The organism is Streptomyces sp. NPDC006739 (assembly GCF_042869815.1).
Lineage (GTDB): Bacteria > Actinomycetota > Actinomycetes > Streptomycetales > Streptomycetaceae > Streptomyces.
On the sequence record NZ_JBIAGM010000003.1, the window covers coordinates 608,974 to 634,303 of the forward strand.

Below are 25,330 nucleotides of genomic sequence, written 5' to 3' on the forward strand. Positions count from 1 at the left end.
CGGCCTCATCCCCCACGTACCGGCCCAGCCGTGTCCAGCGCGGCACCCGTCTGGTCGGCCAAGGTCACCGCGACCAGCCGGGCCTGGAGCGGGGGCACCGGTCCGGGGCCGGGGGTGATCATGAAGCGGCCGAGGTAGTGGCCGTTGCCGTACGCGCGCAGCTCGATCTCGCCCTCCGGCCACCCGTCGGTGTCCGGGTTCCAGGTGCGGCGGCCCACCGTCACGCTGCCGTCCTTCTCCAGGCGCGGCGGGCGGCCCAGGAGCGTGCCGTACTCGAAGCGGCAGGCTCGCAGGCCGAGCAGGCCGGTCAGCTCGCCTCGGACGTGGTCGACCACGATGTCCGCCGAATTGGCGGACTGCACGAGGTCGGCCGTCCGGTGGATCCGCGCCAGGTGGTCCGCGTCGGTCACCGTCATGACCTCCAGCCGGCGGGCACGGGCCGCGAGCTGGGCGACGATCACGCCGACGACCAGCAACAGCACTGCCGTTTCGATGTCGGCGGATGCGGTGATGCCGAAGGTCTCGTACGGCCGGGTGAGGAAGAAGTCGAACCAGGCCGCCGCCGACAGCGCCGCGACCACGCCCGCCGTACGGCTGCCCAGAGCGGCCACGGCGACGACCACGACGACGAGGACGAGGGCGGCGTTCGTGTGCGTGAGGTTCGTACGGAGCGGGACGAGGGCCAGGGCCACGAGGAACGGGACGGCCAGGCCCGCCGTCAGGGCGAGCCGGTCCCGCAGCGGCAAGGGCCGCGCAGCCCGGCTTCCTCGCGTGCGGTGCAGTTTCCAGGTGCCGGGCACAGTGCTCATCACGCACCTCCTACGCTCTGCTCGGTCGGTTCGGCACCCACCGTCCTTGCCGCGAACGGCAGTGAGACGACCATGGTCAGTCCGCCTCCGGGGGTGTCCTCGGGGCTGAGGGTGCCGTTCATGGCCTCGGTCAGGCCGCGGGCGAGGGCCAAGCCGAGGCCGAGACCTGTGGTGTTGTCGGTGTCGCCGAGTCGCTGGAACGGTTCGAAGAGCCGTTCCCGGCCGTCGGGGGGAAGCCCCGGCCCCCGGTCCACCACTCGCAACTCCACCCGGCCCGCCAGGGCACTGGCGGTGACCAGCACCCTCTTCCCGGGCGGGCTGTGGCGCGCGGCGTTGCCGACCAGGTTGGCGATCACCCGCTCCAACAGCGGCGGGTCGGCCAGCACCGCCGGGATGTCCTCCACGTTCGCCACCTCGACCTCCGACACGTCCGCCAGCGCCATCGGCAGCACCTCCTCCAAGGAGGTCTCTCGCAGGTTCAGCGTAAGAGCGCCGGCCTCCAGGCGACTGAGGTCGAGAAGGTTCTCCACCAGCCGGTTGAGCTTGGCCATGGACTCGTCGGCGGTGGCCAGAAGTTCCTCGCGGTCCTCCGGGGAGAACTCGACGTCCCGGCTGCGCAGGGAGGTGACCGCGGCCCAGCCGGCCGCGAGCGGGGTGCGCAGGTCGTGGCCGACGGCCCGAAGCAGCGCCGTACGCAGCCGGTCGGCGGCCTTGACCGGCTCCACCTCGGCCGCCGCCTCAGCGAGCAGGGCCCGCTCCACCGCTGAGCCGACGTGCGCGGCGAACGCGGCCAGCACCCGCCGCTCGGAGGAGGAGAGAGTACGGCCGCGCAGCACGAGGTAGGCGCCGGGGCCCGCGGGAACGGCCGTCGCCCCGGCCGTATCGGGCGGCTCGTCCAGCAGATCCGCCGATTCCATGCCGAAGGTCTCGCGGGTCCGCTCCAGCAGGGCGGGGATGGTCGCCTCGCCGCGGACGATGCTTCCGGCCAGGGACGACATGGTCTCGGCCTCGGCAGTCGCCCGGGCGGAGCGGCGAGCCAGGCGCAGGGAGCGGTCGACGACCGCGGCGACGGTGGCCGCCACGACCGCGAACACCGTCAGGGCCAGCAATGCGTTCGGGTCGTCCAGGGTGAAGGAGCCGATGGGCGGGATGAACCAGTAGTTGAGCAGCAGGGACGCCGTCACCGACGCGATCACCGCGGAGGCGACCCCGCCTATGCAGGCCACGCCCACCACGGCGAGCAGGAACAGCAGGGCCTCGCTGGTCAGGTTCAGCGTGCCCCGCAGCTGGGCGAGGACGGCGGTCAGGAGGACCGGCAGCACCAGTCCGGCCACCGGCCCCGCGATCAGCCGGGCCGTCGACAGCGTGCGGCGCCGGGACGGGAGCAGGGTGCCGCGCCCGGCCCGTTCGTGGGTGACCCGGTGCACGTCGATGTCACCGGACAGCTCGGTCACGGTCTCCCCGGTGCCGGGCCCGGTGAGGAAACGGGCCAGCCGACCGCGGCGGCTGGTGCCGAGCACCAGCTGGGTGGCGTTCTCGGCGCGGGCGAACTCCACCAGGCTGGTGGCCACGTCGTCGCCGACCACCGAGTGGTAGCTGCCGCCCAGGTCCTCAACGAGCCGGCGCTGCCGGGCCAGCGAGGCCGCCGAAACCCCACCGGCCAGACCGTCGCTGCGGGCCACATGCACCGCCAGCAGGTCTCCGCCCGCCGACCGGTCCGCGATCCGGGCCGCTCGCCGGACCAGGGTGTCCCCCTCCGGGCCACCGGTCAGGGCGACGACGACCCGCTCCCGGGTCTCCCACACCCCGCCGATGCCGTGCTGCGAGCGGTACTCCTGGAGTGCCTCGTCGACCCGGTCGGCCACCCACAGCAGCGCCAGCTGCCGCAGGGCCGTGAGGTTGCCCGGCCGGAAGTAGTGGGCGAGGGCGGCGTCGATCTTCTCGGGGGCGTAGATGTTGCCGTGTGCCATGCGGCGGCGCAGGCCCTCGGGAGGCATGTCCACCAGCTCGATCTGCCAGGCCCGCCGTACCACCTCGTCCGGTACGGTCTCGTGCTGCGGCACCCCGGTGATCTTCTCGACCACGTCGTTGAGGGACTCCAGATGCTGGATGTTCACCGCGGTGATCACGTCGATGCCGGCGTCGAGCAGGGTCTCGATGTCCTGCCAGCGCTTGGCGTTGCGGCCCTCGCCGGGAACGTTGCTGTGGGCTATCTCGTCGACGATCGCCACCTGCGGGCGGCGCGCCAGCACCGCGGCCAGGTCCATCTCCTCGAAGTCACCGCCGCGGTAGGAGCACCAGGCCCGGGGGACAACCTCCAGGCCGTCGACCATCGCCTGCGTGTGCGGGCGCCCGTGGCACTCCACGAAGCCCACCACCACGTCCGCACCGCGGGCGGCACGGCGCCGCCCCTCGTCGAGCATCCGGTACGTCTTGCCGACTCCCGGGGCTGCCCCGAGGTAGACCTTCAGCCGTCCGGACCGTACGTCACTCATCGCCGTCGACGCGCTCCGCTCACTGATCCAACTCCCCTGCTCGGGAAAGCTCCTCCTCCAAGAAAGCCGCTTCACGGAGCGTTCGGCGCGCGTGTTAGCGAATTCTTGGCGGCGGTGCCGGGGACCTTGACACCGCCTTGACGTGCCCTGGCCCGACGGGGTGAGGGCAGCTGGCCGTGGCAGCTCAGCGGAACTCGGCCAACCGTGGCCGCAGCCCCACTGGCGCAGGTACCCCCGCCGAAGGCGCCGCGCACGTGGTCCGGCTCTGCGACCCGGCCGTCGAGATCGTCAACGGCGCCTACTACGACCGCGACGAGCGCGTCGACCCGGCCCCGGCCGCGACCGAGGACCGCACGGTCAGGCGCCTCAACAAGCTGGCGGACCTGCTGGTCGGCCGTATCGCCGCCTGAAGAACATTCCGAGCAGAGGGAGTTGCCGTACATGTCCAAACGCGCCCGCAAGAAGAAGGACCGCCGCAAGAAGAAGGCCAACCACGGCAGCAAGGCCGGCCAGAGCTGACCAGCGCCGGAGGGGGCGGGCGACAGGGGCCAACGATCCCCGTCCGCCCGCCCCGTCCGCATTCACCAACACCACGAGGTATCGATGGTCGAGGTCTCCCCGCCGGACCCACGGGCGCTCGCGCGCTGGTTCCCCACTCACTCGCCCGGCCCCGCCACCATCGGCGAACACGTGCTGGCCACCGGCATCGGACGCTGGTGGGCCGACCGGCCCGTCCAGCCGAACACTGTGGCCGTCTCCTGCGCCGGCCACGTCGTACTGCGTGGCAGCCCGGAGGAGTTGACGCCGGACGTCCTCGCCCCGCCGGCCGGCAACCGGGTCGAAGCCCCGGCACGGTTCCTGCCCGCCCTGGGCACCGCCTTCGACCGGCTCACCCCGTGGGAGCGCATGATCTGGACGCTCCAGGCCACACCCCAGCCCGCAACCGTCCCACACCGGGTGACGGTACGGCGCCTGGAACCTGCGGACACCGACGCGGTGCAGGAATTCGGCCCGGACGCCTCCTGGCTCTCGGCCAGCTGGGGCGGACCGCGCGGCCTCGCCTCCTCCGGCCACGCCTGGGCCGCTGTGGGCCGCACCGGCCGCATCCAGGCGGTGGCCTGCACCTACTTCCGCGGCACCGGCTACGAGGACGTGGCCGTCTGCACCGCCCTCGACCACAGACGCCACCACCTCACGCTGGCCTGCGTCACCGCCCTGTGCACGGACATCACCTTCCGCGGCCACACCCCCAGCTGGAACTGCTCGCTCCACAACCGCACCAGCCGTCTCCTGGCCTGGAACGCCGGCTTCCGTCTGGTCCGCGAGCACGTCCACTACGCGGTGGGAAGCCCGGTGGCACACCATCGCTCGCTCAGCGCTTAGCAGCTTGAAGAGGGATACGCCCGTGCCCAAGAAGACCAGGAAACCCCCGCTCCTCACCCTCCCGATCCCTAAAGGCAGCCACGAACTCACGATCACCCGGCTGAAGCGCGGCGAGGACTCCTTCACCCTCCACTACCGGATCACGCCACCGCTGCCCGAGTCCGGCAGAGACGCCCTCGTACTCCCGGTGCTGGAGGCCGTGGACGACCTCGGCAACGAGTACGACGACCGCGGCGGTGCCTACGGCACCCATCCGGACGGCACCTGCACCGACGGCAGCCTCAGCGGGCATCCGGCCCTGCATCCGGAGGCGAGCAGCCTGCGGGTCCGCATCACCTGGCTGCGCGGCGGCAAGGAGACGCCGTACGACATGACGCTGGCCCTCCGCCCCCAACCCCTGTCCTGACCGGCGCGTTACTCCTATACAGCCCGATCCGCGCCCGGGCAATGGTCACTTCTTGATCCTGATGTGCCGCCGACGTTCACCCGGCCGGTCTTAACGGAAGCTTGACGCACGCGGTGAAATCGCTCACGGGCCCATGCGTCTCCTGCTGCTTACGCTGGTGCCTCCGTCCGCGTGATGGCCGGAACACCCACGCTGAGCCGCACATCAGGAGAGCACCTCGATGGCCACCACCACCGAACAACCGCCGCCGAGCCGATTGCGGACGTGGATGCTGGAAGGCTTGTCCGACATGGGCAAGCACGGCGGTCACACCGGACCGCATGCCGCGCCGGAGCCCGCTCACAAGGGCCAGCGCTGGTGGCGCGTGATGTGCCTGACCGGCGTCGACTACTTCTCGACCCTCGGCTACCAGCCCGGCATCGCCGCCCTGGCAGCCGGACTGCTCTCCCCGATCGCGACCATCGTGCTCGTCATAGTCACCCTCGCCGGCGCCCTCCCGGTGTACCGGCGGGTGGCCGAGGAAAGCCCGCACGGCGAGGGCTCCATCTCCATGCTGGAGCGGCTGCTCTCCTTCTGGCAGGGCAAGCTGTTCGTCCTGACCCTGCTGGGCTTCGCGGCCACCGACTTCCTCATCACCATCACCCTCTCCGCCGCCGACGCCTCCACCCACCTGGTGGAGAACCCGCACCTCACGAGCACCCTGCGCGGCCACCAGATGGTGATCACGCTGTTCCTGGTGGCGCTGCTCGGCGCGGTCTTCCTCAAGGGCTTCATGGAGGCGATCGGCGTCGCCGTCGCCTTGGTCGGTGTGTATCTCGCCCTGAACCTCGTCGTCGTGATCGTCGGCCTGTGGCACATCGTCACCGCCGGGCACGTGATCACCGACTGGAGTAGCGCCCTGACGACCCAGCACGGCAACATCTTCGCCATGGTCGGCGTGGCTCTGATCGTCTTCCCCAAGCTCGCCCTCGGCCTGTCCGGCTTCGAGACCGGCGTCGCCGTCATGCCCCACGTCCAGGGCGACGACAGCGACACCGAGGAGCGGCCCACCGGCCGGATCCGGGACACCAAGAAGCTGCTCACCAGCGCCGCCGTCATCATGAGCGGCTTCCTGATCACCACCAGCTTCATCACCACCCTGCTCATCCCGGAGAACGAGTTCAAGACCGGCGGCCAGGCCAACGGCCGCGCGCTCGCCTACCTCGCCCACGAGTACCTCGGCGGCGCCTTCGGCACGGTCTACGACATCTCGACCATCGCCATCCTGTGGTTCGCCGGCGCCTCCGCCATGGCCGGCCTGCTGAACCTGATGCCGCGCTACCTGCCCCGCTACGGCATGGCTCCGCACTGGGCCCGCGCGGTCCGCCCGATGGTCATCGTCTTCACGCTCATCGCCTTCCTGGTCACCTGGATCTTCGACGCCGGCGTCGACGCCCAGGGCGGCGCCTACGCCACCGGTGTGCTGGTGCTGATCAGCTCCGCGGCGATCGCGGTGACCATAGCGGCGCGCAAGGCGGGACAGCGCGGCTGGACCATCGCCTTCGGCGTGATCTCGGCGGTGTTCCTCTACACGACCGTCGTGAACGTGATCGAGCGCCCCGACGGCGTGAAGATCGGTGCCTGCTTCATCGCGGGCATCATCCTGGTCTCGCTGCTGTCCCGCCTGGCCCGCGCCTTCGAACTGCGCGTCACCCATGTCGAGCTGGACGACATGGCAGAACGGTTCGTCCGGGACATGGCCCACCGCCGGATCCGTTTCATCGCCAACGACCCGGGCCTGCGGGACAAGGCCGAGTACCGCGACAAGATCGAGCAGATCCGGGCCGACAACGACATGCCCGAGCAGGAGGACTTCGTCTTCGTCGAGGTCACGGTCACCGACCCCTCCGAGTTCGAGGCGAGCCTGACGGTGCGCGGTGAGGTCCTGCACGACCGCTACCGCGTGCTGACCCTGGAGTCCGCCTCCATCCCCAACGCCCTGGCCGCGCTTGTCCTCCATGTCCGCGACAGCACCGGCTGCACGCCGCACATCTACTTCGAATGGACCGAGGGCGGCCCCTTCGCCAACTTCCTGCGCTTCTTCCTCTTCGGCCAGGGCGAGGTCGCCCCGGTCACCCGCGAGGTCCTGCGCGAGGCGGAACCGGACCGGGAGCGGCGCCCCCGCGTCCACACCGGCTGAGCAGACGGCGGCGTCAGGATCCCGTCAAGATTCAACCGTTCGGCGTCAGGGCCCCGTCAGCGTCGGTCGCCGGAGTCGGCAGGGCCTTCTAGCGTCGGCTCCATGCAGCGGAGCGGCCCGACGGACCCGGCCGGTGACCGCCACTGGCGTGGCAGCGCCCGGCTCGCGGTGAGCTGTGCCCTGCTGTTCTGCGCCATGGCCCTGCTGGTCGACTGGGACGCGGGGAGCCTCACGGCCCTGCGCGCCCTGCTGTGGGTCAGCCTGTCCACGGCGGTGGGCGCCGTCCTGCTGCCGCCCCGGGTGAGCGCGGGCCCCGGCTGGCTCGCGGTACGCACAACCTGGCGCCGGCACGTCGTCCGCACGGACGCGCTGACGGCGGTACGGCAGTACGACGGCCCTTCCTCCCACCTGGTCCTGCGGGACATCCACGGCCACCGCCTGGAACTCGATCCGCGGATCCTTGCGGACAACCCCTTGCTCTGGCACGAGCTCGACACGGGTGTGCGCCGCTCACTGGAGCGCGGGACGCTGCGGCAGGGGGCGGGTGTCCTGGACCGGCTGGGCCACCGCATCGACGACGAGTCACTGCAGGCGGTCCTCCGGGCATCAGGTCTCTCCTGACCAGGCACGGAGGAGTCGGTCCAAGACGACGCCAGACGATCGGGGACGCTTCTTCCGCCGCGCGTCGAGCGACACCTCCCCCTGCTCGGTCAGCCCGAGCACGAGGCGCTTACGCATGCCAGGGGTGACATGCGCGCACCGCGTCGAGTCCGAGCCGTCGACGCGCACCGTCGAGGGGACCACCGTGCTTCTCCGCACGCCCCCTGCGCGGCGTCTGCGGCATCGCCGGCGTCTCCCTGGCCACCGTGCCAGGGCGCCGTCCCGCATCCCCGCCGCCCTGGCCGCGTTGGAGGCGTGCGTCTCCGGACGACCGGGGCGTCTGTACCTCGATGTGTGAGCCCATGATGACCGTGCGGTCACGGGGCAGGCCGAGGTACTCGGCGGCGTCGGCCGTGATGCAGGAGGTGGCGATGAACAGCCGCTTGGGCCAGGGCGCCGTCGTCGGCGCCTTGCCCCGCCGGAGGTCGATCTTCGACAGGAAGTAGGACGCCTGGTCGGTGGTTCGCCTTTCCCGCGCGTGACGTGCTGGGTGGAATGGCACCGGCCCGCTTGGGCGGTCTGAACCGTGACGGTGCCCGAAACTCGGCAAGGCCCCTATGGGGACACGCCCTGTGGCTCGGTGACAGCAGGCACCATCCCGCAACGGCAGTCGACAAGCCCGTGACTGGACGCTTCGGTCATAGATCTCATGAGTCGGACCCCCGCCCGGGACGGCATTGCTCGACCGTCCCACCTATCTCGGCACACCGGCATGGCCGGACCACAGCTGGGTGATTTCGCCCGAACCGGCGCTCAACCTGGACCGGACGGGGCTGACGCGGAGTCGGCTTCTCGCCCACTCGTGACCGGCATCCGTCGACGCGGCCGACGCCGCACCGGGCAGGAAGCCCGCCGACGGCCCCCGCCCCTGGAAGACTCAGCAGGCTCGCATGCTGCTCGCCGGCCACCCGGAGAACGTGCGTGGCACCTGCTGCCGGCCGCGGGCCGTCCTGAGGGCATGGGCGGTGTCCGAGGACAGTGCGGAGTCGGCGGTCCTGCTGCTGAGCGGACTGGTCAGCAATGCCGTTCTGCACCTCGGTTCAGAAGACGGGCCTGGGGTGCGAAGGACCGGACAGGCGGCTCATCCTGCGCCCGGTGCACGGCCGTACTGGCGTGCGGAGAGGCGAACGGCCGGTTCGGAAACCCTTGTTCCAGGCGCAGGGTCGGCTGGTCACCTCGGGGGATGCGCCGGCAATCGGATGAGCAGCCGCATCCGCAGCTTGCCCACCGTGGTGACGTTCTCCCTGCCTGTCACATCCCTACTACCGGGGTGGGCACGTGCTCGATGACCTCTGCGGCAGGGGTACGTGCGGCATGTCCGCCTTCGGAGTCCCAGACCGCCTCCCGGAGCGAGTCCCGGTCGGCCGCTTCCTCTGCCACGGTCCGGAGGCGCTCGCCCTCATGGATCAGGCCGGTCGCCGTGAGGGTCCGCGACGGGTCGGTGGCCGTGGCCATGAGCCGGGCCGCGGTGGCCGGTTCTGTGTCCGGCGGTATGACCAGCAGGTCCCAGCGGCCGACGGTGTAGGAGAGCAGCAGCAGCTTGTGCGGGTCTTGTTCGGCCTCGAACCAGCCGACGTGCACCACGTGCCCGTGAACGGGCACCTTTCGCGGGATGACGGGCCAGAACGTGGGATTCACCGTTACCCGGGTGATCCGGCCCCACAGTGGGTCGAGGACCGCGATGAGTGCCGGAAGCTCCGCCGTCAGGTCGCGGGAGCGGGGCCACCAGGCACCGTCGATCAGTGCCGGAGCGGTTCCGAGGGGTGCCAGGACGAGTCGGAGGGGCGACGAACAAGGAGTCCGGTCCTCGTCCGCGGGCGTCAACAGAACAGTCGCGGTCATGGCACGGACCCAACCCCGGGCCGACCGTGGCCGACCCGGTTGTCGTGAATCGCCGAGAACGACGTCGGCGTGGAAGCCGGTGTTACGGAATGCTCTCGGTAATCACCAGGGTACTCCTCGTCCGGGGCCGACGGACCGTTGCGGCTATGGGCTGAACGGAGCACGAAGCGCCGGCCGCCCGTCGCCGCAGTCAGCGCAGGAGGCGGCGGAGCGACGGTTCGCGGGGTCCGTGCCCGCGCCTTTGCTCATGCCGCGTCGTGTGGGGCGGCGACACCGGTCACCGTGACTGAGACGGTGACCGGCTCCGCTACGCCGTGGGTGGCGAGGTGGGCGATGACGGCGGCAGCCACCCGGTCGTGGACGTTCCGGGCGATGTCCAGCGCCCGCGGTCCCCCGGTCAGGACGCAGCGCACCTCGATGTGCCATCCGGGACCGTCCGGCGCCCGGTCGGCGCGAACGCCGGCCTCGGGCGGCGTGCGGTGGGGCGCGGTGTTCGCCCGAGCAGGCGCGGCGGCTGCCGCGAGGCGGTGGGCGAGGCGGGGTTGCAGTGCGGCCACGCCAGGGACCGCGAGGGCCGCCTCGGCCGCGACGCCGAGGAGCGCGGTGGTGCCGGTGGCGGTCATCACGTGCCCCCGCCGGTCGCGAGACCGGGGCCGCGGGGCGGCCACGGCTCCAGTACGTCGACCACGGTGATGTCGACGGCCGACACGGCGAGACCCAGGTCCTGTCCGGCGGAGTGGAGGACCGCTCGGCGTACCTGGTGGACCCGGTCGGGCAGCGGACGGTCGAGAGCGGCGGCCAGGGTCATGGTCACCCGTACGTCGGTGCCCTCCCCCTCGGGTGCGAGACGGCAGCCCGCCGCCCTGGCACCGGGGACCGTGTCCACGGCCCGCCGCAGGACCTTCGCCGCGGCGCTCTCGGCGATCCGCAGGTCCCGGTCCGGGTCTGCCAGAGGCAGTAGCCGCCCGAGCCGTACCTCCGCCCGGACGATGTTCATGACGTGGTCGGTGAGGGCGTGCAGGCGGGGTGCGTGCTCGGCGCGCAGCGCGCGGGTGGCCGCGTCCACCGTGGCCAGTGCCTCGACGGCCTCGCGGCAGTATGGACAGGAGACGGTGTGCGGGTCCGTGGCCGGCAGCGCGTCATACTCCTGTTCCCAGACCCGGCTGAGCAGGCGGCCGCAAGGGAGTACCTCATCGCCCTCGAACGGGGGCCCGTCGGCTTCGGGCGGGCCTGGGGGCCGCGGGTGCGGGTCGTCTAGCGCCATGGGCCCATCGCCTCCTGCAGGGATCGGCGTGCCCTGAACAGCCTGCCGCGCACGGTCGGCTCAGTGGCCCGCGTCACGTGGGCGATCTCCTTGTACGACAGGCCCTGCACCTCCCGCAGGACCCAGCAGAGCCGCTGCCCGGCGTCCAGATCGCGGAGCGCACGGGACAGGGCGGCAGTGGCCGCGTCCTGTTCGGCGCACCGGGCGGGCTGGCTCCAGGCGTCTCCCGCCGCGGGCTCGACGACGGCGTCCAGCGACAGGGGCGGCGGTCGGCGCCGGCGCAGGGTCAGGCATCGGTTGACGGTGATCCGGTACATCCAGGTGCCGAACTCCGCGCTGTGGCGGTATTCCGGCAGTCGCCGCCAGGCGCTGACGAAGGCGTCCTGAACGGCCTCCTCGGCATCCTGCGGATTGACGAGCATGCAGCGGGCCAGGGTGAGGAGGGACGAGCCGTGCCGCCGGACGAGGACGGCGAAGGAGTCCTCGTCCCCCTCGGCCGCCTGTACGGCCAGCAGCGCGTCCGGCAGGTCGCGAGCCGGCATGTCACGTGCCGGCGATGGAGAAACAGCGTGTTCGCTCATGACGCCCCCGCACGAGGCTTGGACCGCCCGTGTACCCAGAGAACGCATGTGACTCACATCACATGTCATGCGCGTGAGGATTGCGGCGCCCGATATGTCCAACCCTCTGACGGGTGCCACACGGGTGTCCGACCGACCGATCGAGGCGACCGCCATGACGGAGAACATCACCAGCGTCGGCGGGGGCGGGGGCGGCAGGCCCGCCGACACGGGCGTGAGCGCACTGAAGGGCCGTACCGGAGCCGGGACTCCGCCCGAGACACGGGGGAAGACCACCATCGCGGACGGCGTAGTGGCCAAGATCGCGGGCATGGCCGCCCGCGAGGTACCGGGCATCTACAGCCTGGGCGGGGGGATGGCCCGCGCCTTCGGCGCCATGCGGGAACGCGTTCCCGGTGGAGGAGGCGGAGGCGTCGCGCGAGGAGTGAAGGTCGAGGTCGGCGAGCGTCAGGCCGCCGTGGACCTGGACGTCGTCGTCGAGTACGGCGTCTCCATCGTCGACGTCGCCGGCGGCGTCCGCACCAATGTCATCAGCGCCGTGGAGCGGATGACGGGCCTGGAGGTCGTCGAGGTGAACATCGCCGTCGACGACGTCCACCTGCCCGACGAGGAGGAAGAGGCCGCACCGGACGAGGGCCGCGTGAGGTGATCCACCGCCGGGTCCGGTGAGGGCGCGGTAGATCGCGCGCACGGTGACGTACGTGCGCGAGACGGGTGAGTGCATGATGAACGCAGCAACGACGGGCCTCGCGGCGGGCATGGCCCTGGGCTTCGCCGGTTATTTCGGCGGCTTCTGGGCATTCCTGCTGGTTCTGGTCCTGGGTACGGCGGGCCTGATCGCCGGACTCGCCCTGCAGGGCGACCTCGACGTCCGGACCCGGAGGCGGCGGTGAAGGCCCGGCCCGGCTCCGCCGGCGAGGCGTCGGGCCCACCGGCGCCGGCCGCCGGCCTGCCGCCTCCGGCCGAGCGGGGCGCCACCGTCATCCCGGACAGGGTGGTCGCCCGTATCGCCACACAGGCGGCCCGCACGGCCCAGTCGCGGCGTGCAGCCGTACCGCCGGCCCGGGGCGGGCCGACGGCACCCAGCGCCTCCGCCGCCGTCCGTACCGGATCGGTGCGCCTGCACCTGGCCCTGGACCTGCCCTATCCCACCGACATCCCCCAAGTCTGTGAGCGGATCCAGCAGGACGTCGCCGAACGGGTGGCCCAACTGACCGGCTTGCGGGTGGGAGAGGTCACCCTCACCGTCCGACGGCTGGTGACCGCCGCCGGGGCGAGCCGGGGGCGGGTCCGGTGAGCGGCCCCGGGGCACGGGGCGCCGGGCACGCCGAGCAGGAAGGAGGAGCGCGATGACACCCGACCCCGGTCCTCCCTCGCACGGCTTGGCGCCGTCCGCGCACCGCGCCACGGTGCCGCTGACGAAGGAGCCCGATCCACCCGAACGCGACGTGTCCGGCCCTGATGGCACGGCCGGTGAGCGCGAGGGCGGGCACCGAACCCACCGGCCGTGGTCCGCGCGCCGCATCCCGGCCGCGCTGGTCGCCTCGGTGATCCTCGTGGCGGCGGTCGCGGCGCTGGTCGACGTCATCGCCGTACGAGTGGGACGCCCGGCGGCGGCCTGGCGACGGCATCTGGCCGACGAACTGGCCACCCGCCCCGTGGACGACGTGTGGATGCTCACGGGAGCCGCCGTGGCCGCCGCCGTCGGCGTCTGGCTGATCGTCCTGGCCCTCACCCCTGGCCTGCGGCACTGGCTGCCGCTGCGCTCACCCGTCGGCTGCCCGCGGCTGCGGGCCTCCCTGGACCGTGACGGGGCCGCCGACCTGCTGCGTGACGCCGCGATGCGGGTCCCCGGAGTCGGCTCGGCGCACGTCCTGGTAGGCCGCCACCGCATCAAAGCCCGCGCGGACGTCCGCTTCCGCGATCCCCAGCGGGTGAAGGACGACCTCACCGCCGCCCTCGACGAGGAACGCGACCGGCTGGCCCTCGCCCGTCCTCCCCGCATCGTCGTACGCCTGCGGCGACGCACCGACTGACCGAAACCCGCAGCACCGGAGCCCACACCATGACGCCGCGATCCGCGCTCAACCGCAGCCTGCTGGCCCTCGCCGGCCTGGTCCTGCTCGGCGGCGGACTGCTGATCCTCTTCGCCGGGCTCGACCTCTACCGGCGACATGATCTGGTCCCGCCCGCCGGCTGGCCCCTGACCGCCCCGGACGACGTCCTGCTCGGCTCGGCCGACCGGGCCCGCTGGAGCAACCAGGGCTGGTGGTGGTGGCCCGCGGTCATCGCCGCCCTGGTCCTCGCCGCCCTGCTCGCCCTGTGGTGGCTGCTCGCCCAGCTGAGCCGACGCCGCCCCGGCTCACTGCCCGTCGGCGGCACACCCCCGCAGGAGGGCGTCGAACTTCGCGACCGCGCTCTCGCCGACGCGATCGCGACCGAGGCCGGTGCCCTGCCGGGGGTCGACGACGCGACCGTACGCATCACCGGCCGACCTGCCCACCACCACACCCACGTCGGACTCACCCTCACCCCCGAGGGCGCGCCCGGCGCCACTCTCGGTGCCCTCTGCGAAGGCCCGCTCCGCACCGCACGCCGGTCCACCGGCCTCCCCGACATGCCCACCGAAGTCCGCCTGCACGTCGCCCGCCACAAGCCCCACCGTGCGGAGTGAAGGAAGAGACCGACCGTTCCCCTGCTCAACGCCCCTGCGGTCTTTCGCCGTCCGCAGGTGACCGGCCCTACTCCCCAAAGGAAATACCATGATCGTCTTGGGCATCGTCACGCTGGTCGAGCTCAAGGACATCCAACTGCCCGACACCATGAAGCGCGCCATGGCCCGCCAGGCCGAGGCGGAGCGGGAGAAGCGAGCGAAGATCATCGACGCGGAGGGCGAGTCGCTGGCCGCGGCCGCGCTCGGAGACGCCTCGGACACCATGATGGCCCACCCGCTGGCGCTCCAACTGCGCAATCTCCAGAGCCTGGTGGAGATCGGTGTCGACCAGAACACCACCGTCGTCTTCCCGGCCCCCCTCATGAGCACGATCGGCGAGCTCGGCTCCTTCCTCGCCCGGGAAACCGCGGCCGCCGCACCCGCCGCGGCAGCACCACTGGCCGGCAACGGCCGCACCGACAAGCCTCTCAGTCCGGCCGGCACCGCGCCCGGTACCGCAGCATGACCCGACTACGGCCCGCACCATCACCGCGGTACCGCGGTGGTGCCGACGAGCGATCCGTGCCGCCAGAGCGGACTCGCGGCCGACGCCAGTCGCGCGCGTCCTCCGGGTATCGGCTGATGATGGAGGTACGGCCGAACACGCGGAGCTGATCATGACGGGTTGGCGGGTCAGGGACTACACCCAGGACGATCTCGAAGCGCTGATCCGTGTCGACATGGAGAGCGGTACGACCGAGGTGCCGCCGCTCTTCCCGCTCTCGGACGCCGTGACGGCTCTCCAGGCCCGCCACCCGGCTGTGGTGGCCACGGCCGACGACGCGCTGATCGGCGCCGCGGTGAGCAGGGTGGAGGGCGAACGGGCATGGATCCTGCGCATCTGCCTGGCGCCCGGCTGGCGGCAGCGCGGGCTGGGCAGTGCCCTGGTCACCGCCCTTGAGCAACGGCTCTTCGCCGCCGGCGTCCGAGCGGTGCACGCCGTCCTGCCCGAGGGCGAGACCGGTGCCACCGCCCTGCGCAACTGCGACTTCGGGGCCCGCCCCGGGCTGGTCTTCTTCGAGAAGCGCGGGCCGGTGACCCCGCAGTCGGCCGGCACGCTGTCCTCGCTCGGCGCGGAGCTGCCACCGGGGGGACTGTGGCAGAAGGTCGCGGGCATGCGACGGGAGAAGCGGCTCATCGAGCGGCGCCTGGTCCTGCCGCTGGCCCATCCCGAACTGGCCGCCCAGCACGGAGTGGAACTGCCACGGGCGGTGATGCTGTTCGGCCCACCCGGGACAGGAAAGAGCACGTTCACGCACGCGATCGCCAGCCGCCTGGGATGGCCCTTCCTCGAGCTGTTCCCCGCCCGTCTGGCCGCCGAGTACGGCCTGGCGACCGGGCTCAACCGGCGCTTCGACGAGATCGCCCGGCTCGACCGCGTCCTCGTCTTCATCGACGAGGTCGAGGAGATCGCCGGCGAACGCGGCGGCGCGGACGCGAACGCTGTCGGCGTCGTCAACGAACTGCTCAAAGCGATCGTCCGGTTCCGTAGCCAGGACGGGCGGCTGCTCGTCTGCGCCACGAACAACGTCACCACGCTGGACTCCGCGTTCCTGCGCCACGGCCGCTTCGACTACGTCCTCCCGATCGGCCCTCCCGACCACACCGCCAGGACCGCACTGTGGGAGAGCTACCTGGCCCGAGCGGGGGCGCAGGCCGACAGCGCGGTACTCGCGTCCGCCAGCGAGGGGTTCACCCCCGCTGACATCGCCCACGCGGCGCGAACCGTCTCCCAGGCCCAGTTCGAGCGCACGTTCGACACCGGAACCCGGACCACCCCCACCACCGACGACTACCTGGACACGATCCGCGACACCAGGCCCACGGTCAGCGCCGCCATGGCTCAGGAATTCGCCCAGCAGACCGAGAAGTTCGCCCGCATCTAGGGTCCAGGCCGACGGGGACTCGATCCACGACGGACGTGTCAGGCCGGCGTAGGCGGCGTGTCACCGCCCGTATCGATGAGGATCTGTCCGGCCTCGGTGACGTTGTCGGCCCGTACGGCCCTGGCCATCGCGGCGCGTGCCGCGTCGGGCGACGTGTCCGGAGGGACCAGCATCAGGGAGAAATGGTCCCGGTCGCCCCGGGTGACGAGGACGGTGTCGTCACCGACCGGGAAGGAATCGATGTGGACGACTCGGCCGTCGACCATCACCCGGGTCGGCAGTCCGTCCCAGGCGCTCCCGTCCAGACCGACCCGGGTGATGGGCCCGAGATGCTCGGTCAACGCGGAGATCAGCGAGGGGAGCTCGGCACCGATGTCCCGGGACCGCGGCCACCATGCGCCGTCCAGTATTCCCTCGCGCGCGTGCGTCGTCTCCAACCGCAGCAGGGCCGTCCCCGGTCTCACCGACCGGTGAACGGCGTCCGGCAGGAGCCGGGGGAGACGATCGGAGGTGTCCGAGTCGGCCATGATGTCCGCCCGTCGTAAAGGTCAGTGCGACCGCAGGGCATGCGACCGCGTACGACCCTGCTCGCTCACCGTACTCCGCACGACGCTCGCGCGAGCACCTCACCGCACGGCGCGGTTACGGAAGCGGGCAACGGCTCCGGCGTATACCCGCCGGAGCCGCCCTTCCGGGTCATTGCACGTGAGCGTGCCCCGACCCGCTTTCCACGTTACGCCAAAGGGACCAATCCGACATGAACAATCCTTGCGAAGGTTCGCTTCGGTCCGAGAAGCCGACGCGGCGGCTCAGCCACGCCCTTCCTCTTCCGTCTCCATCTGCCGGATCCCCTGGTGCGTCAGCGTGATCATCGCGGGCGTGTTGCCCCTCCCCCAGTCCACGACGACCCAGCCTTCGCCCGCCAGGTACATGCAGGCAGCGGCCATGTCCTGCTCAGGGATGCCGAGGTCGGTGCGGAGCTTCGCCCCATCGACGCCAAGGAGGCGATCGCCTTCGGCGGCTCGGTACAGAGCCTGCATGATCCTCTCGCGGTACGTCTTCCGGTCTCGCAATATCGCCATGACGCGCCTTCCTCTACCGTCCGTCGGGCCGAAGTCGATGTCATCCGCGGCCGCCGTCGCGGCGGGGCGCATCGGAACGCTCGCGTCCACCGTCGGCCGACGGCGCCTCCGAGGCCGACGCCCGGTCCCCGGCAGAACGTCGCTGTAGTGGAAGGCAGCGATCCGTTCGTCGTGCTGACCGTTGAGCTGGTGGATCAGAACGACTCCGACGGCGATCAGGACGAGCAGCACGGCCACGGCGATGACGAGCACGGGATCTCACCTCCGCCGACCGGCGGGCGATGGCCCCGCCGAGCCGATGGGCCGGGGCGGGGACGACGGTCGACCTGCTCCGCCGTCGGCCTCCCAGGCTTCCTCCCTGATTCCTGCATCGATCCTGCCTGCCGCTTGCTCCCGGGCCGGGGCATCGAAGCCGTCGCCGGCCATGAGCTGCGCGGCGGCGTCAGCACCGGTTTCCGGGGGAATCACCAGCACGTCCCGGCGGCCGCCGGCGGAGAGAAGAGTGAGTCTGTGGGGATCCTGCTCCTCGGTGGACCAGCCCACCTGCACGGTGCGCCCGGCGTCGGACACCCAGTGCGGCAGGACGGGCCAGGAGGCCGGGTGCACGGTGACACCCGTGATACGACCCCAGAGATCACCCAATGCGGCCGTCAAGGACGGCAGCTCACGAGTGAGGGCACGGGAGCGGGGCCACCACATGCCGTCCAGCCCGCCCGGCGCGAGTCTCAGGGAGAGCCGGGCCGCCGGCGGCGGCGTGCGCCTGCTCGATGTCGTTCGGTCAATGGTCACGGCCATGGCGCGGACCTGTCCCCGGGCTCGTGGGTGCGGCCCGGCGCTGTCGGTCACCGGAAACGGCACCCGCAGCGGAGCCGGTGCGCGAAGGACTCCCGGTATGTTCACACTACTCCGCCTCACCGGCCCGGAAAGCCCGGGATGGCCAGGTGGTTCACCTGCCTTTGGGACCTGGTCGCCGGTGCCGATGCCGGTCAGAGCCAGTCCTTGCGCCTGAACGTCAGATACAGCAATGCGGACAGGAGCACGATGACGGCGGCGGAGGTGATGAATCCCGACTCACGACCGAACCCGGGATAGGGGAGGTTCTGGCCGTAGTAGCCGGTGATCGCGGTGGGCACGGCGATGATCGCGGCCCAGCTCGTCACCTTCTTCATGATCAGGTTCATGCTGTTGGCCTGGACCGAGAGGTTCGTCTCCATGACCGAGGCCACCAGGTCCCGCAGTGATTCCGTCCACTCGGTCGCACGCAGCACGTGGTCGTAGACGTCCTGGTAGTACGGGACGAGAGGGTCGGTGATCAGGTGCAGGCCGGGGCGCATCAGCCCGTTGACCACCTCGCGCATCGGAAGCACGACGCGGCGCAGCCGGACGAGCGACTTACGCAGTGCGAAGACCCGGCGCTGCACGGCTTCGATCTCACGGCGCCCGGCCGCGAAGAGCAGGCCCTCCAGTTCCTCGATGCTGTCGTCCAGTTGCTGGACGGCGGCGAAGTGTCCGTCCACGAGATGGTCGAGCAGGCCGTGCAGCAGGAATCCGACGCCGTGGCCGGCCAGGTCCGGGCTCTCGTCCCAGCGGGCGACGACATCCTCGATGTCGAGGCCGTCGTCCTTGCGGACGGTGATCATGGCCTGGCCGGTGAGGAATACGGCGATCTCGCTGTACGTCAGCTGCGCACCGTCCGGGCTGACGGTCACGGCGTAGGCGCTGAGGAACTCGTGGGTGCGATAGCGGTCGAGTTTCGGCCGCTGTCCACGCTGGGCGGCATCCTCCAGAGCCAGTTCGTGGATGCCGAACTCCTGACCCAGCATGGCGAGTTCAGCGGCTCCGGGCCGGTGCAGGTCCAGCCACAGGACCGACGCCGGATCAGCGAGATGCGCAGGGACGTCACCGACGGGAAAGTCCTCCAGGACCAGAGTGCCGTCGCGATAGAGCCGGGTACGCGTCACCATGGCCCGAGGCTAGTGTCTTATATCCCTGTCATGCCGCTTCGCCCCGATTGCCAGCGCGGCAGGTTCATCGACAGCGGCCACCCTCCGGGGAGGATCTCACGACGTCAGAGCCCGGAGACATCCGCAGGCTCCGGCCGGCGAGCACACCAGGGTGCCCGTCCGAAGGCAGGAATGCGGGTACCCGGCTACGGCATCGCGCCGACGTACACCGCCCGACCGGATGCGGCCCGTCAGCCAGGAAGGACACGCCGACAGCATGACCGCGCACGCCCGTATCGGCAGCGCCCCCGCATGACGCACCGGCGCCGGCGGCGTACTCCAGAGCCCTGTCCCGGTGCCCGGCCGCAGTGATCCGGTGAAACGCAACTGCCGGAACGGCCCCGACGGCTTCCCGGCGGGGCCGCGCCGTCTCACGGCTCCCCTTGAGGTGGCTGCTGACGCGGTCGCGCGAGCGCGGCCACCAGGCGGGTCCAGCGGGGCCGGTGCGGAACCGTGGGAGCGAGCGTGAGTCGAGGGACGGGGAGCCCGCCTTCGGGTGAAGCCGGGCGGGAGATGGTCGCAGTCATGACGCCAACCCTGCCTCGGGCCGACCGGAACCGGCCCGGTGTACTGGATCACCGAGAACTACACAGACATGAGGCCGGCGTCCGACGGGTGTTCGAAGAATCCTCGGTAACTCCGGCGTACTCCTGGGCAGTACGACTTGGATCGGTCGAGACGCGCCCGTTCCCTGCCGTTCGGGCATAGCGTTGATGCAGGTCGTACCGATCGTTGTCGACTCCGCAGTCGTCGATCCGCTGGTGTGTCGGCCTGCCAACGCGTCCGCGGTTTCCGGCGAGGGTTTGCATGGCTGGAAAGGCGGCATGGTGGAGGACATGGGAGATGAGGGGCGGTGCCGGTCGGCGGCCGAGCCGGATTTCTGGCGGCAGGTCGTCCGACGGCTGGGCACAGCCCTCATCGTGGTGGACCCCACCGGACGGATTCTCGCGGCCAACCCGGCCGCCGAGCGCCTGCTGGGCCGTGCCGCCGCCGCCATGCGGGGCGAGGACGCACACGACCTGCTGCACCGGGACGCGGCCGGCGGCCCGGTGCCCCGGGAGCAGTGCCCGCTACTGCGGTCCCTGGCCGCGAGAGCCGAGGCACGGGGGGAGGGTGAGATCTGGCTGCGCGGTGACGGCCGTCTGACCGCGATCTCCTGGTCCGCTTCCCCTCTGAGGGACGACAGCGCCTTCCAGGGCATGGCCGTGCTGTTGACCGACGCCGCCGGCGACCGCAGCACGCGCCGGGAGCGTGCGGCCTACACGCGGGCTCTGGAGGACCGCACCGAGCGGCTGACGCTGGTGGCGGAGATCACCGACGTGCTGGGTCAGACACTCGAGATCGACGAGGCCCTCGCCCGGCTGGGCCGTCTGCTGGTTCCCCGCCTGGCCGACTGGGCGGCGGTGGACCTGCGGGTCGGTACCGGACAGGTCCACCGTGTGGCGGTGACGGGTCCCGGGGGCCGTGACGCCGCGCAGGAGGACTGGCGCGAGTGCCTGCCCCAAGCGGAGGTGGGAGCCCGCTCTCCGCTGGTCCAGGTGCTGAACGGCGGTGATCCCGTCCTGCAGCGCGAAGCAGACGTCACCGAGCCGGTCGACTCTGCCCTTGCCGCCGTCCACAGCGGCTTCCTGCGGGCGGTGGGCGCGACATCCGCCATCACCGTGCCGCTGGGCTCCGCCCGTCAGGTCACCGGCGCCCTGACGCTGGTGCGCACCGACCCGGAGTCCCCCTTCGACACCGACGATCTGAAAGTGGTGGGCGACATCGGCCGCCGGGTCGGCCTGGTCATCGACAACGCCCGCCGGTTCGGCCGCCAGCGCGCCGTCGCCGAGGCCATGCAGCGCAACCTGCTCGCCCCGCTGCCCCGGCTCGGCCGCCTGCAACTGGCCGCCCGCTACCAGCCCGCCCCGGCCGGCTCCCAGGTCGGTGGCGACTGGTACGACGCCTTCGAGCTGAAGGACGGCACGCTCGCGCTGGTCATCGGCGACGTCGTGGGTCACGATCTCACCGCCGCGGCCGGCATGGCACAACTGCACGGCATCCTGCGGTCACTGGCCTGGGACCGCCCCGGCCCACCCGGTGCTGTCGTGGACCGCCTCGACGACGCCCTGCCCGCCATCACCACCGTCCCCATGGCCACCCTCGTCCTCGCCCTGCTCGAAGGCAGCCCGCACACCGGCCCATGGACGCTGCGGTGGACCAGCGCCGGGCATCCGCCGCCCCTCCTGCTGACCCAGGACGGACAGGCGCAGTACCTCGAAGCCGGGCAGGGGCTCCTCCTCGGCGCCGGTTCGAGCACCGTCGGCAGCCGGCCGAACGCCGCGCAGTCGCTGCCGCCGGGTTCCACCCTGCTGCTCTACACCGACGGCCTGATCGAAGTGCCCGGCAGCGACCTCGACACCGGCCTCACCCGTCTGCGCCACCACGCCCTCGCTCTCGCCCACGAACCGCTCGGCACCCTGTGCGATCAGCTACTCGGCCGCATGCCACCCGGCAACACCGACGACGTGGCCCTGCTCGCCCTGCGGATGCCGTCCTGAACCGTGAACACTCCTCAAGGCGGTTGAATTTGCAGGAGCGAAGGGCGGGAGCGGCGGTGTCGCCCCCTCCTTGCGACACATCACACATGCTTCGTGCAGGCCCTTTTGAACGGAGCGCTCCGCTCCGATAAGTTGAATGGAGAAGAGCGCATCGTTCTGCCGACTCGGAGGCCCCATGAAGACGACGAGCAAGCCGACCGCCCTGGTCACCGGTGGCAGCCGGGGTATCGGCGCGGCCACCTCGCGCGAGCTGGCGGCCCGCGGGTACCGCGTGGCCGTCAACTACTTCTCGAACCGCGAGGCCGCCGACGAGGTGGTCAAGCAGATCGAGGCCGACGGCGGCGAAGCCTTCGCCGTGCAGGCCGACGTTCACGACCCCCAGCAGGCGGCCGAACTGCTGGAGCGTTCCACGATCGACGGGCGGCTGGACGTCCTGGTCTGCAACGCCGGTGCCCCCTTCACCCCGACCCCGCTCCCCAGCCTGTCCTGGGAGGACTTCCACGCGAAGGTGACGAACGAACTCGCGTCCGCCTTCACCCTCACCCAGCAGGCATTGACCGTCATGGGTGCCCAGGGCGGGGGCCGGATCGTGTACGTCTCCAGCACGGTGGCCGACGGCCCACCCACCGTGGGCATGGCCGCGCACGGCACCGCCAAGGCCGCGCTCAACACCTTCGCCCGGTTCGTCGCCTACGAGGCCGGCCCGCTCGGCATCAACGTCAACGTCGTGGCGCCCGGCTTCGTGCGCACGGAGCGCAGCGCCGGGCAGCCGGCGGCGTTCCAGCAGCGTCTGGCCGAGCACACCCCGCTCGGGCGGGTCGCTGAACCGGAGGACGTGGCCCGGGCGATCGCCATGCTCGCCGACGAGGACGCCGCTTTCGTCACCGGAGCTGTCGTCACCGTCGACGGCGGGCACGGCTTGGGACGTCCCTGAGGGAGAATGCCGCGCCATGGGCGACACGTACACAGGCAAGCCGCGCGGCCGGCAGCGGGAGGCGGACCGCAACGACGCCCGCCTCTTCCAGGCCGCGCGTGAGGTCTTCGCCGAGCGCGGCTGGGACGCTCCCGTCTCCGAGATCGCGCGCCGCGCCGGCATCGGCATGGGCAGTCTCTACCGCCGCTACCCCAGCAAGGAGTTGCTGGCTCAGCGCATGCGGATCGCGGGGATGGAACAACTCGTCGTGCAGGTGCGCACGGCGCTCGCCGAGGAGTCCGATCCGTGGGCAGCCCTCGTACGCTTCTTCCGCGACGCGTTGGCCGAGCAGGGAACGGGTGGTCCGCTCCTGCCTCTGGTCGGCGGCCGGCTGCCGGCCACCGACGAGGTTCAGGCTGCCGCGCGGCGGTTGCGCGCGGCCCTCGACGACCTCGTGGGCGGCGCCCACCGGGCGGCCGTGCTGCGCGCCGACTTCACGTCCGCCGACATCCCCCTGCTGCTCGAACACCTCACCCCTCGGATCCCTGTCACCGGCGAGCGCGCCACCGCGCTGCACCTGCGCTACCTCGACCTGGTCCTCGCCGGGCTGCGCGCCCCCGCCCCCGGTCGGCCCACGGCCCTGCACGGCCCGGGACCGCAATGGGAGGAGCTTCGGGACCTGTGGAACGCGCCGGAAAGCTGACCCCGGCAGCGGCCCCATACAGGTGGAACCGCCGTCTTTGGGTTCTCGGATGCGGCCCCTTTATGCCAACGGCATGAAGGGGCCTTTTCCTTGAACCGGATCAGGGCACAGACCGGGACGCGATCGCCTCGCGTGTCCGGTATCTCGGGTGGCCGATCAGCCGGCGATTCCATCCAGGTCGGTGACTGCCTCCGTCCGGCAGCACCAGGTTTGTTTCATGCCCGCGCTGAACTCGCGTAGACGCCCCTGGACGGTCTCTACAACCTGTGCCAGGTCGTGCCCGGTGAGGCACCCAGGATCAGGACAGGTGCGTCTTCCGGCCCGTCGAAGCGGTATTGCAGGGTGTTCGGTGGTGTCTCGCTCACCCTCCAGACCCTCTCATCTCTCCCGGGCACCCTTGTAGCGGGGGCGACGGATGCCGTCCCGGCCCGGTGGAAGGCCCTTTCCGGTGAGCACCGGTCAGCAGGTGGGATCGCGGATCAGATGGACGAGGGTCGACGCGTAGTCGTCCAGGTCGAGGTCCAGGGGCAGGCCGTGGGTGAGCAGGATGGCGCCGTGGTGCAGGACTCCGGTGGCGGCGTCCCGGTACCGTGCCGAGGGGTCGAGGGCGCGCAGTCGCAGGGCCGGGGCGTCGTGGCCGAAGCGCCGCGCCGTTCTGAGGGCAATGACGGCGGTTTCCCCGCCGTCGGGGGCCAGGTACTGCACCGCGCTCAGCTCTCCGCCGTCGCGGGGTCGCAGCCGGTACTGCTCGCCGAGCTGTACGAGGTGTCGTACGCGCTTGTAGGCGGCCACGTGCCCTGCTGCCCGGTCCATGTCGGCCGCGCTCCACCGGTTCAGGTCACCCCCGATCCCCAGAACACCGCTCATGGCGACGCGGAAGCGGAAGTCGAGGGGCACGCCGCGCCCGGTGTAGGGGTTGGGGCTGTCGGTGACCCAGGCACCCATGGCCCGGGCCGGGTAGAGCTGGGAGAAGCCGTGCTGTATCTCGACGCGGTCCACGGCGTCGGTGTTGTCGGAGGTCCACACCTGGTCGGTGCGGGCGAGGATGCCGAGGTCCAGTCGGCCCCCGCCGCTGCTGCACGACTCGATGCGCAGGTGTGGGTGGCCGGCCCGCAGCCGGTCGAGGAGGGTGTAGAGGTTGCGCACGTGGTCGATCCACAGCCGGTCGGGGTCACCGTCCGCGTCGGGCCGGCCGGCCTCGCTGAAGGGGCGGTTCATGTCCCACTCGAGGAAGTCGACGGCGTTCTTGGACAGCAGTTCGTCGAGCCGGCCGTGCAGCCAGGCGGCCACGTCGGGGCGGGCGAGGTTGAGCACCGGTTGGTTGCGGTGCTCGGTGCGGCGGCGGTGCGGATGGTGGAGCACCCAGTCGGGGTGGGCGCGGTACAGGTCGCTGTCGGGGTTGACCATCTCGGGCTCCACCCACAGGCCGAACGCATGCCGAGGTCGTGGACCCGGGTGATCAGGGGGGTGAGGCCGTCGGGGAAGCGGTCGGGGCTGGGGGTCCAGTCGCCGAGTCCGGCGGCGTCGTGGGTGCGCGCGCCGAACCAGCCGTCGTCCATGACGAAGAGTTCGGCACCGAGCGCGGCCGCCTTCTCGGCCAGCGCGATCCGACCGGTGACGTCGATGTCGAACTCGATGGCCTCCCAGGAGTTGTAGAGCACCGGCCGTATCTCCTCCGGGTGCGGCAGCACGTGGTGCAGGACGTGCCGGTGCCACAGGCGGGACGCCGCGCCGAAGCCGCCCTCGGTGTACGCCCCCGCGCAGACGGGAGTGACCAGTTCTCCGCCCGGCGGCAGCTCCCAGGTGACCGGGTCGTGGCCGAAGCCCGCGGACAGGGTGACGCGTTCGGTGGGCAGCCGCTGGGCGGTCAG

At 71.4% G+C, this 25,330-nt stretch carries 27 protein-coding genes and 2 pseudogenes; 16 read left to right on the top strand and 13 right to left on the bottom strand.

The annotated features are described in order from the left end of the window. Positions 1 to 5 precede the first annotated feature (5 nt). Complete coding sequence (locus ACFYMM_RS09610; RefSeq protein ID WP_388385251.1) at positions 6 to 809, bottom strand: DUF4118 domain-containing protein; 804 nt, start codon at positions 807 to 809, stop codon at positions 6 to 8. Beyond that, on the bottom strand, positions 809 to 3,304 hold the full coding sequence (locus tag ACFYMM_RS09615; protein ID WP_388385252.1) for an ATP-binding protein: 2,496 nt from the start codon (positions 3,302 to 3,304) through the stop codon (positions 809 to 811). Before ACFYMM_RS09615 ends, ACFYMM_RS09610 begins: the two co-directional genes overlap by 1 nt. Before the next feature lie 230 nt (positions 3,305 to 3,534). Here ACFYMM_RS09615 and ACFYMM_RS09620 point away from each other — a divergent pair. From ACFYMM_RS09620 to ACFYMM_RS09645, 6 genes and pseudogenes are all read left to right on the top strand, one after another. Next, a pseudogene (locus ACFYMM_RS09620) lies at positions 3,535 to 3,714 on the top strand (short-chain dehydrogenase); the annotation flags it as partial. A 31-nt stretch (positions 3,715 to 3,745) separates the two neighbouring features. Beyond that, the gene (locus ACFYMM_RS09625; RefSeq protein ID WP_373310759.1) at positions 3,746 to 3,823 is read left to right on the top strand and encodes a 50S ribosomal protein bL37; all 78 of its coding nucleotides are present in this window, start codon (positions 3,746 to 3,748) and stop codon (positions 3,821 to 3,823) included. Between the two features lie 84 nt (positions 3,824 to 3,907). Next, on the top strand, positions 3,908 to 4,687 hold the full coding sequence (locus ACFYMM_RS09630; protein ID WP_388385253.1) for a GNAT family N-acetyltransferase: 780 nt from the start codon (positions 3,908 to 3,910) through the stop codon (positions 4,685 to 4,687). Between the two features lie 22 nt (positions 4,688 to 4,709). Beyond that, positions 4,710 to 5,093 (top strand): hypothetical protein, encoded by a 384-nt coding sequence (locus ACFYMM_RS09635; RefSeq protein WP_388385254.1) that lies wholly within the window; start codon positions 4,710 to 4,712, stop codon positions 5,091 to 5,093. A 220-nt stretch (positions 5,094 to 5,313) separates the two neighbouring features. Next, positions 5,314 to 7,272 carry an amino acid transporter gene (locus tag ACFYMM_RS09640; RefSeq protein ID WP_388385255.1) on the top strand — a complete coding sequence of 653 codons (1,959 nt, stop codon included), beginning with the start codon at positions 5,314 to 5,316 and terminating at the stop codon, positions 7,270 to 7,272. 102 nt (positions 7,273 to 7,374) lie between these two features. After that, complete coding sequence (locus tag ACFYMM_RS09645; protein WP_388385256.1) at positions 7,375 to 7,893, top strand: hypothetical protein; 519 nt, start codon at positions 7,375 to 7,377, stop codon at positions 7,891 to 7,893. A 109-nt stretch (positions 7,894 to 8,002) separates the two neighbouring features. On the opposite strand, the gene ACFYMM_RS09650 is transcribed toward ACFYMM_RS09645, so the two are convergent. From ACFYMM_RS09650 to ACFYMM_RS09670, 5 genes are all read right to left on the bottom strand, one after another. Next, complete coding sequence (locus ACFYMM_RS09650) at positions 8,003 to 8,434, bottom strand: hypothetical protein (RefSeq protein ID WP_388385257.1); 432 nt, start codon at positions 8,432 to 8,434, stop codon at positions 8,003 to 8,005. A gap of 749 nt (positions 8,435 to 9,183) precedes the next feature. Then, entirely contained in the window at positions 9,184 to 9,774 is a 591-nt protein-coding gene (locus ACFYMM_RS09655; RefSeq protein ID WP_388385258.1) for a DUF5994 family protein, read from the bottom strand. A 245-nt stretch (positions 9,775 to 10,019) separates the two neighbouring features. Further along, the gene (locus tag ACFYMM_RS09660) at positions 10,020 to 10,397 is read right to left on the bottom strand and encodes a hypothetical protein (RefSeq protein ID WP_388385259.1); all 378 of its coding nucleotides are present in this window, start codon (positions 10,395 to 10,397) and stop codon (positions 10,020 to 10,022) included. Continuing rightward, the gene (locus tag ACFYMM_RS09665; protein ID WP_388385260.1) at positions 10,397 to 11,038 is read right to left on the bottom strand and encodes a hypothetical protein; all 642 of its coding nucleotides are present in this window, start codon (positions 11,036 to 11,038) and stop codon (positions 10,397 to 10,399) included. Before ACFYMM_RS09665 ends, ACFYMM_RS09660 begins: the two co-directional genes overlap by 1 nt. Continuing rightward, positions 11,029 to 11,580 (bottom strand): RNA polymerase sigma factor, encoded by a 552-nt coding sequence (locus ACFYMM_RS09670; RefSeq protein WP_388385261.1) that lies wholly within the window; start codon positions 11,578 to 11,580, stop codon positions 11,029 to 11,031. The genes ACFYMM_RS09665 and ACFYMM_RS09670 overlap by 10 nt, the downstream gene beginning before the upstream one ends. Positions 11,581 to 11,773: 193 nt before the next feature. Between ACFYMM_RS09670 and ACFYMM_RS09675 the strand changes: the two genes are divergently transcribed. From ACFYMM_RS09675 to ACFYMM_RS09705, 7 genes are all read left to right on the top strand, one after another. Further along, a complete protein-coding gene (locus ACFYMM_RS09675) occupies positions 11,774 to 12,268 on the top strand; it encodes an Asp23/Gls24 family envelope stress response protein (protein ID WP_388385306.1) in 495 nt (164 codons plus the stop codon). Positions 12,269 to 12,341: 73 nt separating this feature from the next. Beyond that, positions 12,342 to 12,512, top strand: coding sequence for a hypothetical protein (locus tag ACFYMM_RS09680; RefSeq protein ID WP_388385262.1), 171 nt, complete (start codon positions 12,342 to 12,344; stop codon positions 12,510 to 12,512). Beyond that, positions 12,509 to 12,916 (top strand): Asp23/Gls24 family envelope stress response protein, encoded by a 408-nt coding sequence (locus ACFYMM_RS09685; RefSeq protein ID WP_388385263.1) that lies wholly within the window; start codon positions 12,509 to 12,511, stop codon positions 12,914 to 12,916. The genes ACFYMM_RS09680 and ACFYMM_RS09685 overlap by 4 nt, the downstream gene beginning before the upstream one ends. A 52-nt stretch (positions 12,917 to 12,968) precedes the next feature. Then, positions 12,969 to 13,655 carry a DUF6286 domain-containing protein gene (locus ACFYMM_RS09690; protein WP_388385264.1) on the top strand — a complete coding sequence of 229 codons (687 nt, stop codon included), beginning with the start codon at positions 12,969 to 12,971 and terminating at the stop codon, positions 13,653 to 13,655. Positions 13,656 to 13,684: 29 nt separating this feature from the next. Further along, positions 13,685 to 14,293 (top strand): alkaline shock response membrane anchor protein AmaP, encoded by a 609-nt coding sequence (locus ACFYMM_RS09695; protein ID WP_388385265.1) that lies wholly within the window; start codon positions 13,685 to 13,687, stop codon positions 14,291 to 14,293. A gap of 88 nt (positions 14,294 to 14,381) precedes the next feature. Next, complete coding sequence (locus ACFYMM_RS09700) at positions 14,382 to 14,798, top strand: hypothetical protein (protein WP_388385266.1); 417 nt, start codon at positions 14,382 to 14,384, stop codon at positions 14,796 to 14,798. A 151-nt stretch (positions 14,799 to 14,949) separates the two neighbouring features. After that, entirely contained in the window at positions 14,950 to 16,218 is a 1,269-nt protein-coding gene (locus ACFYMM_RS09705; RefSeq protein WP_388385267.1) for an ATP-binding protein, read from the top strand. Positions 16,219 to 16,256: 38 nt separating this feature from the next. Here ACFYMM_RS09705 and ACFYMM_RS09710 read toward each other — a convergent pair whose 3' ends face one another. The 4 genes from ACFYMM_RS09710 to ACFYMM_RS09725 form a co-directional block, all read right to left on the bottom strand. Beyond that, positions 16,257 to 16,745 (bottom strand): DUF5994 family protein, encoded by a 489-nt coding sequence (locus tag ACFYMM_RS09710; RefSeq protein WP_388385268.1) that lies wholly within the window; start codon positions 16,743 to 16,745, stop codon positions 16,257 to 16,259. Between the two features lie 282 nt (positions 16,746 to 17,027). Further along, complete coding sequence (locus ACFYMM_RS09715) at positions 17,028 to 17,552, bottom strand: hypothetical protein (RefSeq protein ID WP_388385269.1); 525 nt, start codon at positions 17,550 to 17,552, stop codon at positions 17,028 to 17,030. Positions 17,553 to 17,558: 6 nt separating this feature from the next. Then, positions 17,559 to 18,095 carry a DUF5994 family protein gene (locus tag ACFYMM_RS09720; protein ID WP_388385270.1) on the bottom strand — a complete coding sequence of 179 codons (537 nt, stop codon included), beginning with the start codon at positions 18,093 to 18,095 and terminating at the stop codon, positions 17,559 to 17,561. Positions 18,096 to 18,286: 191 nt separating this feature from the next. Continuing rightward, positions 18,287 to 19,264 carry a magnesium transporter CorA family protein gene (locus ACFYMM_RS09725; protein WP_388385271.1) on the bottom strand — a complete coding sequence of 326 codons (978 nt, stop codon included), beginning with the start codon at positions 19,262 to 19,264 and terminating at the stop codon, positions 18,287 to 18,289. A gap of 875 nt (positions 19,265 to 20,139) precedes the next feature. On the opposite strand from ACFYMM_RS09725, the gene ACFYMM_RS09730 reads away from it, so the two are divergent. The 3 genes from ACFYMM_RS09730 to ACFYMM_RS09740 all read left to right on the top strand — a co-directional run bounded on the left by ACFYMM_RS09730 (position 20,140) and on the right by ACFYMM_RS09740 (position 23,459). Continuing rightward, positions 20,140 to 21,843 (top strand): SpoIIE family protein phosphatase, encoded by a 1,704-nt coding sequence (locus ACFYMM_RS09730; protein ID WP_388385272.1) that lies wholly within the window; start codon positions 20,140 to 20,142, stop codon positions 21,841 to 21,843. Positions 21,844 to 22,018: 175 nt separating this feature from the next. Then, complete coding sequence (locus ACFYMM_RS09735) at positions 22,019 to 22,777, top strand: SDR family oxidoreductase (RefSeq protein ID WP_388385273.1); 759 nt, start codon at positions 22,019 to 22,021, stop codon at positions 22,775 to 22,777. 16 nt (positions 22,778 to 22,793) lie between these two features. Continuing rightward, positions 22,794 to 23,459, top strand: a complete 666-nt coding sequence (locus ACFYMM_RS09740; protein ID WP_388385274.1) for a TetR/AcrR family transcriptional regulator — start codon at positions 22,794 to 22,796, stop codon at positions 23,457 to 23,459. A 459-nt stretch (positions 23,460 to 23,918) separates the two neighbouring features. Here ACFYMM_RS09740 and ACFYMM_RS09745 read toward each other — a convergent pair whose 3' ends face one another. Together ACFYMM_RS09745 and ACFYMM_RS09750 are read right to left on the bottom strand one after the other, a co-directional pair. Beyond that, positions 23,919 to 24,272: a GH36 C-terminal domain-containing protein gene (locus tag ACFYMM_RS09745; protein WP_388385307.1), complete on the bottom strand. Its 354-nt coding sequence runs from the start codon at positions 24,270 to 24,272 to the stop codon at positions 23,919 to 23,921. Continuing rightward, positions 24,270 to 25,330: pseudogene (locus ACFYMM_RS09750) on the bottom strand (alpha-galactosidase); the annotation flags it as partial. The pseudogene ACFYMM_RS09750 and the gene ACFYMM_RS09745, both read right to left, overlap by 3 nt.

Excerpts from the sequence above, each read along its gene's own strand:
- ACFYMM_RS09610 (WP_388385251.1), bottom strand. The coding sequence starts at position 809 with ATGAGCACTGTGCCCGGCACCTGGAAACTGCACCGCACGCGAGGAAGC.
- ACFYMM_RS09615 (WP_388385252.1), bottom strand. The coding sequence starts at position 3,304 with ATGAGTGACGTACGGTCCGGACGGCTGAAGGTCTACCTCGGGGCAGCC.
- ACFYMM_RS09625 (WP_373310759.1), top strand. The coding sequence starts at position 3,746 with ATGTCCAAACGCGCCCGCAAGAAGAAGGACCGCCGCAAGAAGAAGGCC.
- ACFYMM_RS09630 (WP_388385253.1), top strand. The coding sequence starts at position 3,908 with ATGGTCGAGGTCTCCCCGCCGGACCCACGGGCGCTCGCGCGCTGGTTC.
- ACFYMM_RS09640 (WP_388385255.1), top strand. The coding sequence starts at position 5,314 with ATGGCCACCACCACCGAACAACCGCCGCCGAGCCGATTGCGGACGTGG.
- ACFYMM_RS09645 (WP_388385256.1), top strand. The coding sequence starts at position 7,375 with ATGCAGCGGAGCGGCCCGACGGACCCGGCCGGTGACCGCCACTGGCGT.
- ACFYMM_RS09655 (WP_388385258.1), bottom strand. The coding sequence starts at position 9,774 with ATGACCGCGACTGTTCTGTTGACGCCCGCGGACGAGGACCGGACTCCT.
- ACFYMM_RS09660 (WP_388385259.1), bottom strand. The coding sequence starts at position 10,397 with ATGACCGCCACCGGCACCACCGCGCTCCTCGGCGTCGCGGCCGAGGCG.
- ACFYMM_RS09665 (WP_388385260.1), bottom strand. The coding sequence starts at position 11,038 with ATGGCGCTAGACGACCCGCACCCGCGGCCCCCAGGCCCGCCCGAAGCC.
- ACFYMM_RS09670 (WP_388385261.1), bottom strand. The coding sequence starts at position 11,580 with ATGCCGGCTCGCGACCTGCCGGACGCGCTGCTGGCCGTACAGGCGGCC.
- ACFYMM_RS09675 (WP_388385306.1), top strand. The coding sequence starts at position 11,774 with ATGACGGAGAACATCACCAGCGTCGGCGGGGGCGGGGGCGGCAGGCCC.
- ACFYMM_RS09680 (WP_388385262.1), top strand. The coding sequence starts at position 12,342 with ATGATGAACGCAGCAACGACGGGCCTCGCGGCGGGCATGGCCCTGGGC.
- ACFYMM_RS09690 (WP_388385264.1), top strand. The coding sequence starts at position 12,969 with ATGACACCCGACCCCGGTCCTCCCTCGCACGGCTTGGCGCCGTCCGCG.
- ACFYMM_RS09695 (WP_388385265.1), top strand. The coding sequence starts at position 13,685 with ATGACGCCGCGATCCGCGCTCAACCGCAGCCTGCTGGCCCTCGCCGGC.
- ACFYMM_RS09700 (WP_388385266.1), top strand. The coding sequence starts at position 14,382 with ATGATCGTCTTGGGCATCGTCACGCTGGTCGAGCTCAAGGACATCCAA.
- ACFYMM_RS09705 (WP_388385267.1), top strand. The coding sequence starts at position 14,950 with ATGACGGGTTGGCGGGTCAGGGACTACACCCAGGACGATCTCGAAGCG.
- ACFYMM_RS09710 (WP_388385268.1), bottom strand. The coding sequence starts at position 16,745 with ATGGCCGACTCGGACACCTCCGATCGTCTCCCCCGGCTCCTGCCGGAC.
- ACFYMM_RS09720 (WP_388385270.1), bottom strand. The coding sequence starts at position 18,095 with ATGGCCGTGACCATTGACCGAACGACATCGAGCAGGCGCACGCCGCCG.
- ACFYMM_RS09725 (WP_388385271.1), bottom strand. The coding sequence starts at position 19,264 with ATGGTGACGCGTACCCGGCTCTATCGCGACGGCACTCTGGTCCTGGAG.
- ACFYMM_RS09730 (WP_388385272.1), top strand. The coding sequence starts at position 20,140 with ATGGGAGATGAGGGGCGGTGCCGGTCGGCGGCCGAGCCGGATTTCTGG.
- ACFYMM_RS09735 (WP_388385273.1), top strand. The coding sequence starts at position 22,019 with ATGAAGACGACGAGCAAGCCGACCGCCCTGGTCACCGGTGGCAGCCGG.
- ACFYMM_RS09740 (WP_388385274.1), top strand. The coding sequence starts at position 22,794 with ATGGGCGACACGTACACAGGCAAGCCGCGCGGCCGGCAGCGGGAGGCG.
- ACFYMM_RS09745 (WP_388385307.1), bottom strand. The coding sequence starts at position 24,272 with ATGGACCGGGCAGCAGGGCACGTGGCCGCCTACAAGCGCGTACGACAC.